Origin of the sequence: Pseudomonas sp. MOIL14HWK12:I1, assembly GCF_000510705.1 — a bacterium.
Classification (GTDB): Bacteria; Pseudomonadota; Gammaproteobacteria; order Pseudomonadales; family Pseudomonadaceae; genus Chryseomonas; species Chryseomonas oryzihabitans.
In genome coordinates, this window is the sequence record NZ_KI783307.1 from 1,063,726 (window position 1) to 1,076,636 (window position 12,911).

Annotated in this window: 12 protein-coding genes; all 12 read left to right on the top strand. The window is 67.6% G+C overall.

From position 1 onward, the window contains the following. Positions 1–9 precede the first annotated feature (9 nt). Entirely contained in the window at positions 10–654 is a 645-nt protein-coding gene (leuD, locus tag PSEK12I1_RS0114945; protein ID WP_027599661.1) for a 3-isopropylmalate dehydratase small subunit, read from the top strand. Positions 655–699: 45 nt separating this feature from the next. After that, positions 700–1,464, top strand: a complete 765-nt coding sequence (locus PSEK12I1_RS0114950) for a class I SAM-dependent methyltransferase (protein ID WP_027599660.1) — start codon at positions 700–702, stop codon at positions 1,462–1,464. A gap of 19 nt (positions 1,465–1,483) precedes the next feature. Continuing rightward, entirely contained in the window at positions 1,484–2,566 is a 1,083-nt protein-coding gene (gene leuB / locus PSEK12I1_RS0114955; RefSeq protein WP_027599659.1) for a 3-isopropylmalate dehydrogenase, read from the top strand. Between the two features lie 56 nt (positions 2,567–2,622). Next, complete coding sequence (gene asd, locus PSEK12I1_RS0114960) at positions 2,623–3,735, top strand: aspartate-semialdehyde dehydrogenase (protein WP_007158663.1); 1,113 nt, start codon at positions 2,623–2,625, stop codon at positions 3,733–3,735. A 76-nt stretch (positions 3,736–3,811) separates the two neighbouring features. Next, positions 3,812–4,807 (top strand): aspartate-semialdehyde dehydrogenase, encoded by a 996-nt coding sequence (locus tag PSEK12I1_RS0114965; protein ID WP_027602050.1) that lies wholly within the window; start codon positions 3,812–3,814, stop codon positions 4,805–4,807. 123 nt (positions 4,808–4,930) lie between these two features. Continuing rightward, positions 4,931–7,609, top strand: coding sequence for a FimV/HubP family polar landmark protein (locus PSEK12I1_RS0114970; protein WP_027602051.1), 2,679 nt, complete (start codon positions 4,931–4,933; stop codon positions 7,607–7,609). Between the two features lie 71 nt (positions 7,610–7,680). Beyond that, entirely contained in the window at positions 7,681–8,532 is an 852-nt protein-coding gene (truA, locus tag PSEK12I1_RS0114975; RefSeq protein WP_007158660.1) for a tRNA pseudouridine(38-40) synthase TruA, read from the top strand. 54 nt (positions 8,533–8,586) lie between these two features. Then, positions 8,587–9,216: a phosphoribosylanthranilate isomerase gene (locus PSEK12I1_RS0114980; protein ID WP_027602053.1), complete on the top strand. Its 630-nt coding sequence runs from the start codon at positions 8,587–8,589 to the stop codon at positions 9,214–9,216. 210 nt (positions 9,217–9,426) lie between these two features. Further along, positions 9,427–10,296 (top strand): acetyl-CoA carboxylase, carboxyltransferase subunit beta, encoded by an 870-nt coding sequence (gene accD / locus PSEK12I1_RS0114985; RefSeq protein ID WP_007158658.1) that lies wholly within the window; start codon positions 9,427–9,429, stop codon positions 10,294–10,296. Next, the gene (gene folC, locus PSEK12I1_RS0114990) at positions 10,296–11,588 is read left to right on the top strand and encodes a bifunctional tetrahydrofolate synthase/dihydrofolate synthase (RefSeq protein ID WP_027602054.1); all 1,293 of its coding nucleotides are present in this window, start codon (positions 10,296–10,298) and stop codon (positions 11,586–11,588) included. The genes accD and folC overlap by 1 nt, the downstream gene beginning before the upstream one ends. Before the next feature lie 3 nt (positions 11,589–11,591). Continuing rightward, positions 11,592–12,257: an SPOR domain-containing protein gene (locus tag PSEK12I1_RS0114995; RefSeq protein WP_027599653.1), complete on the top strand. Its 666-nt coding sequence runs from the start codon at positions 11,592–11,594 to the stop codon at positions 12,255–12,257. Positions 12,258–12,311: 54 nt separating this feature from the next. Then, positions 12,312–12,857, top strand: coding sequence for a CvpA family protein (locus PSEK12I1_RS0115000; protein ID WP_007158655.1), 546 nt, complete (start codon positions 12,312–12,314; stop codon positions 12,855–12,857). Positions 12,858–12,911: the final 54 nt, after the last annotated feature.

A 12,911-nucleotide genomic window follows, 5' to 3' on the forward strand; every position in this document is an offset into this window, starting at 1 on the left:
AGCCTGACCATGCAAGCCTTTACCCAGCACACCGGTTTGGTCGCACCCCTGGATCGCGCCAACGTCGACACCGACCAGATCATTCCCAAGCAATTCTTGAAGTCGATCAAGCGCACCGGCTTCGGCCCCAACCTGTTCGACGAGTGGCGCTACCTGGATGTCGGCCAGCCCGGCCAGGACCACAGCAAGCGTCCGCTGAATCCCGAGTTCGTGCTCAACCAGCCGCGCTACCAGGGCGCCAGCATCCTCCTGGCCCGCGAGAACTTCGGCTGCGGTTCCAGCCGCGAGCACGCGCCCTGGGCGCTGGATGGCTACGGCTTCCGCTCGGTGATCGCGCCGAGCTTCGCCGACATCTTCTTCAACAACAGCTTCAAGAACGGCCTCTTGCCGATCATCCTCAGCGATGCCGACGTCGACGAGCTGTTCCGCCAGGTCGAAGCCAGCGAGGGCTACCAGCTGGTGGTCGATCTCGAGAGCCAGACCGTGCGCCGTCCCGATGGCGTGGCGCTGTCCTTCGAGATCGATGCCTTCCGCAAGCACTGCCTGCTCAATGGCCTGGACGACATCGGCCTGACCCTGCAGGATGCCGACGCCATCGCGAGTTTCGAAGACCGCTATCGCCAGAGCAGTCCCTGGATGTTCCCCAGCGCCTGAACCCAGTCGCCGGCCCGCGAGGTCGGCGCTCTTTCCGGAGGCTCCATGAGCGGTGACCACGAGCAACACGTACAGCAGCAATTCGGCGCCACCGCCGAGGCCTATCTGACCAGTGCCGTCCATGCGCAGGGCGCCGAACTCCTCGAACTGCGCGACGCCGTGGCCCAGCGCGAAGGCGCCAAGGTGCTGGATCTCGGCTGCGGTGGCGGTCACGTCAGCTACAACGTGGCGCCCGTGGCCGGGCAGGTTGTCGCCCTGGACCTGGCCGAGGAAATGCTCTCGGTGGTCAAGCGCAGCGCGGCCGAGCAGGGCCTGGACAACATCAGCGTCCAGCCCGGCATGGCCGAGCACCTGCCGTTTGGCGACGCCAGCTTCGACTTCGTCTTCAGCCGCTATTCGGCGCACCACTGGCGCGACATCGGTGCTGCCCTGCGCGAAGTGCGCCGGGTACTGCGCCATGGCGGCGAGATGGCCATCATCGACGTGATCTCGCCAGCCAACCCGCGCCTGGATACCTACCTGCAGACGGTGGAGATCCTGCGCGACATCAGCCACGTGCGTAACTATTCCTTCGCCGAGTGGCACCGCCTGCTGGACATGGCGCGCCTCGGCGTGACCCGTTGCCGTCGCCAGCGCCTGCGCCTGGACTTCGCCAGCTGGACTGCGCGCATGCGCACCCCCGAGCCACAGTGCCAGGCCATCCGCAGCCTGCAGAGCAAGATCGGCCAGGAAGTGCGCCAGTATTTCGAAATCGACCGCGACGGCTCCTTCACCGTCGACGTCATGGTTCTCTGGGCCCAGCCCATCTGATTTGGAACAGGAAAAGACAATGAGCAAGCAGATCCTCATCCTGCCGGGCGACGGCATCGGTCCGGAAATCATGGCCGAGGCGGTCAAGGTGCTGGAAGCGGTCAACCGCGACCATGACCTCGGCTTCGAACTGGTTCATGACGACCTGGGCGGCGCCGCCATCGACCGTTACGGCGTACCCCTGGCCGATGAGACCCTGGCGCGTGCCCGCGCCGCCGACGCCGTGCTGCTGGGCGCCGTGGGCGGTCCCAAGTGGGACAAGCTCGAGCGCGACATCCGTCCCGAGCGCGGTCTGCTGAAGATCCGTTCCGCCCTGGGCCTGTTCGGCAACCTGCGTCCGGCCATCCTCTATCCGCAACTGGCCGAAGCCTCGACCCTCAAGCCGGAAGTGGTCTCCGGCCTGGACATCCTCATCGTCCGCGAGCTGACCGGTGGCATCTACTTCGGCTCGCCGCGCGAGACCCGGGTGCTGGAGAACGGCGAGCGCCAGGCCTTCGATACCCTGCCGTACAGCGAAGGCGAGATCCGCCGCATCGCCCGCGTCGGCTTCGACATGGCCCGCCTGCGGGGCCGCAAGCTGTGCTCGGTGGACAAGGCCAACGTGCTCGAATCCAGCCGCCTGTGGCGCGAAGTGGTGGAGGAGGTGGCCAAGGACTATCCGGACGTCGAACTCAGCCACATGTACGTCGACAACGCCGCCATGCAACTGGTCCGCGCGCCCAAGCAGTTCGACGTCATCGTCACCGACAACATGTTCGGCGACATCCTCTCCGACGAGGCCTCGATGCTGACCGGTTCCATCGGCATGCTGCCCTCGGCGTCCCTGGATGCGCACAACAAGGGCATGTACGAACCCTGCCACGGCTCGGCGCCCGACATCGCCGGCCAGGGCGTCGCCAACCCGCTGGCCACCATCCTCTCGGTGGCCATGATGCTCAGGTACACCTTTGGTGCCGCCGCGGCGGCCGAGGCCATCGAGGCGGCGGTGGGCCAGGTGCTGGACCAGGGCCTGCGGACCGGCGACATCTGGTCGGAAGGCAAGCAGCGGGTCGGTACCCGCGAGATGGGCGAAGCAGTAGTAGCGGCGCTCGTTAGGCGTTAATCTGATCGGCCGCCAGGGGAGGCGGCCGTCCTCAAGACAACAAAGGTGCAGTAGCGATGAAACGTGTAGGTCTGATCGGTTGGCGTGGCATGGTGGGCTCCGTGCTCATGCAGCGCATGCTCGAAGAGCGGGATTTCGACTTGATCGAGCCCGTGTTCTTCACCACCTCCAACGTCGGCGGCGAAGGCCCGGCCATTGGCAAGGGCGTGGCGCCGCTCAAGGATGCCTACAGCATCGACGAGCTCAAGACCCTCGACGTCATCCTCACCTGCCAGGGCGGCGATTACACCAGCGAGGTGTTCCCCAAGCTGCGCCAGGCCGGCTGGAAAGGCTACTGGATCGACGCGGCCTCCAGCCTGCGCATGCAGGATGACGCCGTCATCGTGCTGGACCCGGTCAACCGTCGCGTCATCGACCAGGCCCTGGCCGATGGCCGCAAGGACTTCATCGGCGGCAACTGCACCGTCAGCCTGATGCTGATGGCCCTGGGCGGCCTGTTCGAAGCCGGTCTGGTGGACTGGATGAGCGCCATGACCTACCAGGCTGCCTCCGGCGCCGGTGCGCAGAACATGCGCGAGCTGATCCGCCAGATGGGCGCCACCCATGCCGCCGTCGCCGACAGCCTGGCCGATCCGGCCAGCGCCATTCTGGACATCGATCGCCAGGTCGCCGAGACCCTGCGCAGCGAAGCCTTCCCCACCGAACAGTTCGGCGTTCCCCTGGCCGGCAGCCTGATTCCCTGGATCGACAAGGAACTGCCCAACGGCCAGAGCCGCGAAGAGTGGAAGGCCCAGGCCGAGACCAACAAGATCCTCGGTCGCTTCAAGAATCCGATTCCCGTGGACGGCATCTGCGTGCGCATCGGCGCCATGCGCTGCCACAGCCAGGCGCTGACCATCAAGCTCAACAAGGACGTGCCGCTGTCCGACATCCATGGTCTGATCAGCCAGCACAACCCCTGGGTCAAGCTGGTGCCGAACAACCGCGACGTCAGCATGCGCGACCTGACCCCGGCTGCCGTCACCGGCACCCTGAGCGTGCCGGTCGGCCGCCTGCGCAAGCTGAACATGGGCTCCCAGTACCTGGGCGCCTTCACCGTGGGCGACCAGCTGCTGTGGGGCGCCGCGGAGCCGCTGCGGCGCATGCTGCGGATCCTGCTGGAACAGTAGGTCGACGGCTAAACGTTTGCTTAGGGAGGAGGGCCGCCAGTAAAGTGCGGCCCTCTTTCGTTGCGGACGCCTCATCATGACTGCCAGAGATATCGCCCTCGTCGGCGCCACCAGCGCCTACGGCGAAGCCATTCGTGAACTCCTCGACGAGCGCGACGTGCCCCTCGGGCGGCTGCACCTGCTCGCCAGCGGTGAGTCGGCGGGTCAGAATCTGCCCTTCCGAGGCAGCAACCTGCGCGTCACCGGGCTCGAAGGCTTCGATTTCGCCCAGGTCGGCATCGCCATCCTCGCCGTGCCCGCCGCCGTGGTGGAAAGCCTGAGGCCGCAACTGGCCGCCGCTGGTTGCGCCGTGCTCGATCTCAGCGGCGCCTCCGCCGCGCTGTCCGTACTGCCGCGCATCAATGGCGAACGCCTGGACAGCCTCGCGGCGAACGCCTGGCTCGGCGTGCCCCTGGCGGCTGCCCAGGCCGCCGCCAGCGTGGCCGCCGTGCTGGCCCGCCTGAATGCGCTCACCGATGCGTCCCTGACCGCTTGCCTGGCAGCCTCCGGCGCCGGCCGTGGCGGCGTCGAGGAACTGGCGCGGCAGGCCACCGAATTGCTCAATGGTCGCCCGGTGGAGGCCCGGCTGTTCGAAGGCCAGCTAGCCTTCAATCTGCTCGGTCGCACCGGTGCACCGGCCGCGGATGGCTATACTGCCCAGGAACATCGCCTGCTGGACGAATGTCAGCAGGTGCTGGGAGCGACCTTGCCGGTGCTGGATGTCACGGCCCTGCAGGCCCCGGTCTTCTTTGGCGACAGCCTGGCGCTGAGTCTGAGGGGCAAGGAGCAATGGCAGCTGGAGCAGGTGCTCGAGGCCCTGGGTGACGAGCCAGGTCTGGCGCTCGACGAAGACGTCGATTGTCCGTCGGCGGTCGGCGATGCCCTGGGGCGGGAAGAGGTGCTGGTGGGGCGAGTACGGCGACATCCGCGGGATGCGCGACGGCTGGAATGCTGGCTGGTGGCGGACAATGTCAGATTGTCGGCACTGACGGCCGTTCAGCTGGCCGAATTGTTGCTTAAACAGTCGGCCTAAAAGATACTTCGTGAAATGCTTCGCCCTTTTGGCTTGAGTAAAAGGGCAGTGGACGTGGCACGCAGCGATGGACACAGGCGCCCGCACGGTGGCGCGATCGACAGCTTCTAAAAAGGGACGGTCATGGTTCGAGTTCAGAAACTGGTGCGGGCAATTGCAGCGGCGAGCGCCTTGATGTCTGGCGCGGCCCAGGCGCTCAGCCTGGGGGAGATCCACCTCAACTCCGCCCTCAATCAGCCCTTCGATGCCACCATCGATCTGTCGGACCTGCGTGACCTCGGCACCGCCGACTTGCGCCCCAATCTGGCGTCCGTCGAAGAGTTCGGCAAGGCCGGCGTCGACCGTGCCTTCTTTCTCAACGACCTCAAGTTCACCCCGGAGGTGCGCAACGGGCGCACCGTCATCCGCGTGACCTCGGCGCGTCCGGTGCGCGAGCCCTATCTCAACTTCCTGCTGGAAGTGAACTGGCCTAGCGGCCGTATCCTGCGCGAGTACACCGTGCTGCTGGATCCGCCGCTCTATACCCCGCAGGCCGCCGCCGCGCCTTTCGCACCCCAGGTCCCGGCCACGCCGCGAGCACGCGCCAACACGCCGAGCGCACCGCGTCCGGCCACGCCGCCAGCCGCGGTGGCGCCGAGTGCGACCCAGACGCCTGGCACCTACACCACCGAGCCGCGCGACACCCTCTGGGAAGTCGCGGCGCGCAATCGCCCTGCCTCCAGCGTCAGCGTCGACCAGACCATGCTGGCGATCCAGGATCTGAATCCCGACGCCTTCATCGATCGCAACATCAATCTGATGAAGAGCGGACAGGTGCTGCGCCTGCCCGATCAGGCCCAGGCCGGTACGCGACCCCAGCGCGAGGCGGTCGCCGAGATCGCTCGCCAGACCCGCGCCTGGAAGCAGGGCGGCACCGCCGCGCCAGCCGGTACGCCGCGCCGTCAGGTGGATGCCTCCGCCCAGCCGAGCGGCAACGAGGCGCCGGCCGCCGCCGCCCCCAGGGACAATCTCAAGCTGCTCTCCGGTCAGCCGGCCGGGCGCGCGGGCGAGTCCGCCGGTGGCAAGGGCGGTGACCAGTCCCTCGCCGATCGCCTGGCGGTAACCCAGGAAAGCCTGGACACCACCCGCCGCGAGAACGAAGAACTCAAGAGCCGACTGGGCGATCTGCAGTCGCAGCTCGACAAGCTGCAGAAGATCATGCAGCTCAAGGATGCCCAGCTGGCGCGGATGCAGGCCAACATGGCCAATCCGCAGGCTGCGGGCCAGCCGGCCCAGCCGCCGGCGACCCCGGAAGCCGCGGCGCCGGTCGCGCCTGCGCCGACCGAGAACACCGCCACGCCGGCGCCTCAGGAGCCGACGGCCGCGACCCCGGCCACACCGGTCGAGGCCACCCCTGCGCCCGCCACCACGCCGCCCGCCAGCGAGGCGGGTACCGGCTCGGCGCCGCCCGCGGCCAGCGAGCCCAAGGTCATTCCGGTCACGCCGAGCACCCCGGCCACCGAGCCGACCGAGGCCACCAACAGTTTCCTCGACGAGATCCTCAGCAATCCGCTGTGGCTGGGCATCATCGGCGGCAGCGCGTTACTGGCGCTGCTGGTGCTGCTGATGATCAACTCGCGCCGCAATGCCGTGAAGGAGGCCGAGCGTGAGCGCGACGCCGAAGCCGCGCGCAGCGATACGGTGTTCGACGCCGATCCCGAACTCGGTGATCACCACGCGCTCGCCGGCCTGGAATTGAACCAGGGTACCCAGGACGCCGCACGAGACGCCGATGCCCAGGACGATGCCCTGGGTCAGGCCGACATCTACATGGCCTATGGTCGCTTCAGCCAGGCGGCCGAGGTGCTCAAGAAGGCCAGCGACCAGGAGCCCCATCGCGCCGATCTGCGCCTCAAGCTCATGGAAGTCTATGCCGAGATGGGCGACAAGGACGGCTTCCAGCGCGAAGAGCGCGAACTCAAGGAGATCGGCGGCGCCCAGCCGGCGGTCGAGCACCTGAAGTCGCGATATCCGGCCATGGCCACCGTCGCGGTAGCCTCCGCTGCGGTCGGCGCGGCTGCCCTGGCCGCCGCCCACGAACTGAGCGAGGAGCAATCCCGCAACCAGGGCTTCTCGGCCACCGAAGACAGCCAGGACTTCGATCTGTCCCTGGATGACTTCGGCAGCGAGGACACCCAGGGTCATCAGCCTGCCGGTCCGGCCGAGGAGCCGCTGTTCGGCGAGGCCTTCGCCGATGCTCAGGCCAAGGCGGCCGACCCGCGCGACGATTTCGACTTCGATCTGAATTTCGATGCCGAACCCGCGGCCACCCCGGCGGCGACTCCCGCCGCCAAGGACGACGACTTCGCCCTGGACTTCAGCGAATTCGAACGGCAGGGCGACCTGGCGCACGAGGAGCCTCTTGCGGATTCCAGTGCCGGCTCGGCCTTCGACGAGCCGCTGGCGCCGCCGGCGACCTCGACGACCGACGCCGAATTGCCCGCGAGTTTCGATCTGTCCGACTTCGACGACGAGCAGCCGGCGCCCAAGCGCGAAAGCGACGAGGAATTCGCCGCCCGCCTGCAGGAGGCCTCCCGCCAGTTCGATGCGGAGACCACCAGCGGCACCACCGGGGGCGATGGTCTGGACGACTTCGACTTCCTGTCCGGCGAAGACGAGACCGCCACCAAGCTGGACCTGGCGCGTGCCTACATCGACATGGGCGATCCGGAAGGTGCTCGGGACATCCTCGACGAGGTACTGGCCGAGGGTAACGCCGGGCAACAGCAGGAAGCGCGCGAGATCATCGCCCAGCTCAGCTGAGGCTGGCCGGACTTGGCAGAGGAGGGGAGGCGCTATAAGCTGCCTCCCCTTTTTTTCGCCTGGCCGTCGCCTTGGATTTTCTAGACCCCACCATCATCGTCCCGCCGCAGCGCATCGCGCTCGGCGTCGAGTACAAGGGCGCCCGCTATCGCGGTTGGCAGCGCCAGCAGCCGGGCGTGCGCTCCGTTCAGGAGACCCTGGAAGACGCCCTGTCCGAGGTCGCCGCGGCGCCCATCGCGCTGCATTGCGCCGGGCGTACCGACTGTGGCGTGCACGCCACCGGCCAGGTGGTGCATTTCGAGTCCCCGGTCGCGCGGCCACTCAAGGCCTGGGTGATGGGCACCAACGCCAATCTGCCGTCCGACATCAGCGTCACCTGGGTCAAGCCGGTCAGCAACGAATTCCATGCCCGTTTCAGCGCCATGGCGCGGCGTTACCGCTATGTGATCTATAACGATCCGATCCGGCCTGCGCACCTGGCGGAGGAGGTCACCTGGAATCACCGTCCGCTGCGCATCGAGCCCATGCGCGAGGCAGCCCAGGTGCTGCTCGGTACCCATGACTTCACCTCCTTCCGGGCCAAGGCCTGCCAGGCCAAGTCGGCGATCAAGACCATCCACCACCTGCGCCTCTGGCAGAGCGGGCGGCTGATCGTGCTGGACATCCGCGCCAACGCCTTCCTGCATCACATGGTGCGCAACATCGCCGGGGTGCTGATGGCGGTGGGCTGTGGCGAGCGACCGGTGGAGTGGGTCGCCGAGGTCCTGGCGGCGCGGGAGCGGCGCCTGGGTGGCGTAACCGCCCACCCATACGGCCTCTACCTGGTGGACGCCGAATATCCCGAGAGCACGCCGGTGCCCAAGCGGCCGCTGGGTCCGCTGTTCCTGGGGCACATCCCCGAGCTGGATGACCCCCAAGGCTGACGCTGCGCGGGTGGTCTGCTAACATCCATCGATTTGGAACGAGGTCATTCCGGTTTGGCTAACGTTCGAGTGAAGATCTGCGGGATCACCCGGGTCGAGGATGCGCTGGCCGCCGCGGCCGCCGGCGCCGATGCCATCGGCCTGGTGTTCTATGCGCGCAGCCCACGGGCGGTGAGCGCTGCCCAGGCGCGCCAGATCGTCGCGGCGCTGCCGCCCTTCGTCACCAGTGTCGGGCTCTTTGTCGATGCCTCGCCCTGCGAGATCGAGGAGACGCTGGACGCCGTGCCCCTGGACCTCCTGCAATTCCACGGCGACGAGACCCCGGCGCAGTGCGCCCGGTATCGCCGTCCCTATATCAAGGCCCTGCGCATGCGCGAGGATATCGACCTCGCCGCCATCTCCCGGGACCATGCCGGCGCCCGCGGGCTGCTGCTCGACACCTATGTCGCCGGCGTACCCGGAGGGACCGGTCAGGCCTTCGACTGGACGCGGGTACCCCGGGATCTGTCGCTGCCGCTGATCGTGGCCGGTGGCCTGGACGCGACCAACGTCGCCACCGCCATCGCCGCGTCCCGCGCCTATGGCGTGGACGTGAGCGGCGGCGTAGAGCAGGCCAAGGGCATCAAGGATGCCGCCGAGATCGCGCGTTTCGTGGCGGCCGTGCGGGGTGCGCCGGTCGCCTGATGTGACCCTCGTCGGGTGGTTGCCGTCCACACCTGCGACATATTCAAGCAGATCCGCCCTGGCGGGCCTGCCGTCCGACTCCCCGGGAGTCGGCATGAGACAACAGGGTAGCGGCCCGGGCAACAGCGGGCGCTGCCGAACCTATTACAGATGCTCAAGGAAGGCGCGGCCGCGGTCGCGCTGGGAGCCCATGCAAGTGGAGAGAGATGCATGAGCAATTGGCTGGTCGACAAACTGATTCCTTCCATCATGCGGTCCGAGGTGAAGCGCAGTTCGGTGCCGGAAGGTCTTTGGCACAAGTGTCCGGCCTGCGAAGCGGTCCTCTACCGTCCGGAGCTGGAAAAGAACCTGGACGTGTGCCTGAAGTGCGGTCACCACATGCGCATCAATGCGCGGCGCCGACTGGACATCTTCCTCGACGCCGAGGGCCGTGAAGAGCTGGGCACCGAGCTGGAGCCGGTGGACCGCCTGAAATTCCGCGACAGCAAGAAGTACAAGGACCGTTTCACCGCCGCGCAAAAGGAAACCGGCGAAAAAGACGCCCTGATCTCCATGCGCGGCACCCTCAAGGGCATGCCGGTGGCGGTCTGCGCCTTCGAATTCTCCTTCATGGGTGGCTCCATGGGCGCCGTGGTCGGCGAGCGCTTCGTGCGCGCGGCCAATGTGGCCCTGGAAGAGCGTTGCCCGCTGATCTGCTTTTCCGCCTCGGGCGGTGCGCGGATGCAGGAAGCCCTGATCTCGCTGATGCAGATGGCCAAGACCTCCGCGGTGCTGGCGCGTCTGCGCGAAGAGGGCATCCCCTTCATCTCGGTGCTGACCGATCCGGTCTATGGTGGCGTCTCCGCCAGTCTGGCGATGCTGGGTGACGTCATCGTCGCCGAGCCCAAGGCGTTGATCGGCTTCGCCGGTCCGCGCGTGATCGAGCAGACCGTGCGCGAAAAGCTGCCGGAAGGCTTCCAGCGCAGCGAATTCCTGCTGGAGCACGGCGCCGTCGACATCATCGTCTCGCGCAAGGAATTGCGTGATCGCCTGGCGCGTCTGCTGGCGACCTTCCAGCACCAGCCGGTACCGGCGGCCTGATGGCTTCGCGCAGCCTCGCGCAGTGGCTGGCCTATCTCGAGCAGCTGCATCCGTCGGCGATCGACATGGGCCTGGACCGGGTGCGCGAGGTCGCGCAGCGGCTGGGTCTGACCCGGCCGGCCCCGCGGGTGGTGACCGTGACCGGCACCAACGGCAAGGGCTCCACCTGCGCCTTTCTCGCCAGTCTGCTGCGCGCCAGCGGACAGCAGGTCGGCGTCTATGCCTCGCCGCATCTGGTGCGCTACAACGAGCGCGTCGATGTGAACGGCACCCTGGCCAGCGATAGCGATCTGTGCACCGCCTTCGCCGCGGTGGAAGCCGCGCGGGGCGAGATCAGCCTGACCTATTTCGAAGTGGGTACCCTGGCGGCCTTCTGGCTGTTCGAGCGTGCCCGGCTGGACGTCGCCGTCCTCGAAGTCGGTCTGGGCGGACGCCTGGACGCGGTCAATCTGATCGACGCCGATCTGGCGCTGGTCACCAGCATCGGCCTCGACCACGCCGAATGGCTGGGTGATACCCGCGAAAGCGTGGCCGTGGAAAAGGCCGGTATCTTCCGCGCCGGCAAGCCGGCCCTCTGCGGCGATCTGGAGCCCCCCGCGCCACTGATCCAAGCCGCCGAGCGCCTGGGTGCTCCCTTGCTGCTGCGCGGCGAAGCCTTCGACCTGCAGATCGAGAGCGCCGGCTGGTTCTGGCGCGGGCGCGATGCCCAGGGCAACGCCCTGGCGCTGCCCGGTCTGCCGTTGCTCGACCTGCCCATGGAAAATGCCGCCCTGGCCTTGCAGGCCTACGCCTTGCTCGACCAGCCCTGGCTGCCGGAAAAGATCGCGGCGGCCCTGCAGGCGACGCGCATGACCGGACGACTCGATCGCCGCCAGGTCGAGTGGGCAGGGGAGACCCGTAGCGTCCTGCTGGACGTGGCCCATAATCCCCATGCCGCCGAGTACCTGGCCCGGCGCCTGGCCGTGAAGCCGATCGCCGGCGTGCGTCGCGCGGTGTTCGGCGTCCTGGCCGACAAGGACCTGGACGGCATCCTGGCGCCCCTGGAGGGCCTGTTCGCCAGCTGGGCTGTCGCGACCCTGCCGACCCCGCGCAGTCGCGAAGGTGCCGAGGTGGCCGCACTGCTGGCCGCACGCGGTGTCCAGGCCGAGGCCCATGCCTCCCTGCTGGCCGCCTTCGAGGCGCAACTGGCCGCCAGTGCGGCCGACGACGAGGTGGTCGTGTTCGGCTCCTTCTACAGCGTCGCCGAGGTGCTCGCGCAGCTCTCTTCCCCATCCGAATCCGCGGAGGCATAACCCATGCTCAAGCAAAGAGTCATCGGAGCGCTGGTGCTGCTGGCGCTGATCATCATCTTCGTGCCCATGCTCTTCAATCGCCAGGACGACGCCCGCAAGGTGGCGGTCGAGGCGCCGCCCCAGCCGGCCGCACCCACGGTGCCCGCGACCGAGGTGCAGCCGGTGCAGACGCCCGAGGCGCCGCCCGTGGTGGTGGTACCGGACGAGCCGGCCAAGCCGCTCGGCAAGCCGCAGACCCCCATTGCCGGTACCGCCGGCCAGGCGCCGACGCAGAATGCGCCGGTAAGTCCCGCGCCTGCCCAATCCCAGCCTGCCGCGCCGGTCGCCAAGGCGCCCGCCACCCCTGCACCCGTCGCAAGCGCGCCGGCAGCACCCGCAGCTACACCGGCGCCGGCGGCCAAGCCGGACTCGCGGCTGGGCGCGGCCAATCTGCCCAACAGCTGGTCGGTCCAGCTCGCCAGCCTGTCGTCCCGGCCCAGCGCCGACGCCCTGCAGGCCAAGCTGCGCAGCCAGGGCTACAACGCCTATGTGCGCACCGCCGACGGCATGAATCGCGTCTTCGTCGGGCCGGTGATAGAGCGCAGCGAGGCGGATCGGCTGCGCGATCAGCTCAACAAGCAGAATGGCGTCAAGGGTTTCGTCGTGCGCTTTCAGCCGGAGCGCGGTTAACCCGGTCACAAGGCTCTGCTAGAATGCAGGGCCTTTTTGTAAGTGGACCTTGCCGTGGGCTTCACCTGGGTGGACTGGGCGATCGTCGCCGTTGTCATCGTTTCCAGCCTGATCAGTCTCAGGCGCGGCTTCGTCAAGGAAGCGTTGTCACTGGCCACCTGGATCGTTGCCGGTGGCGTGGCCTGGGTCTTCGGTGGGGCACTGTCCACCTATCTGGTCGACTATATTCAGGTGCCGTCCGGGCGAGTGATCGCCGCCTGTGTCATTCTTTTCGTGCTGACGCTACTCGTGGGTGCCCTGGTGAGCTTCTTGCTTGGCGAACTGATCCGCGTCACCGGATTGTCGGGCACCGATCGCTTTCTCGGCATGGCCTTTGGCGCTGCCCGCGGTGCCTTGCTGATCACCGTGGCCGTGGGGCTGTTGAGCCTGGGGCCGGTCCAGCAGGATGGCTGGTGGCAGCAGTCGGTGCTGGTTCCACATTTTCTGCTGGTGGCCGATTGGTCGAAGAATCTGCTGTTGGGCTTTGCCGGCCAGTGGCTGGGCGCGACGCCCATGCCCAGTCTGCAACTGCTGCCGCAGCTGGGGCCCAAGGCTCCTTGAACGCTTTTCCAGGCCTCGCCTTGCGGGGTCATCCTGCGATGGTCCGCCGTCGCA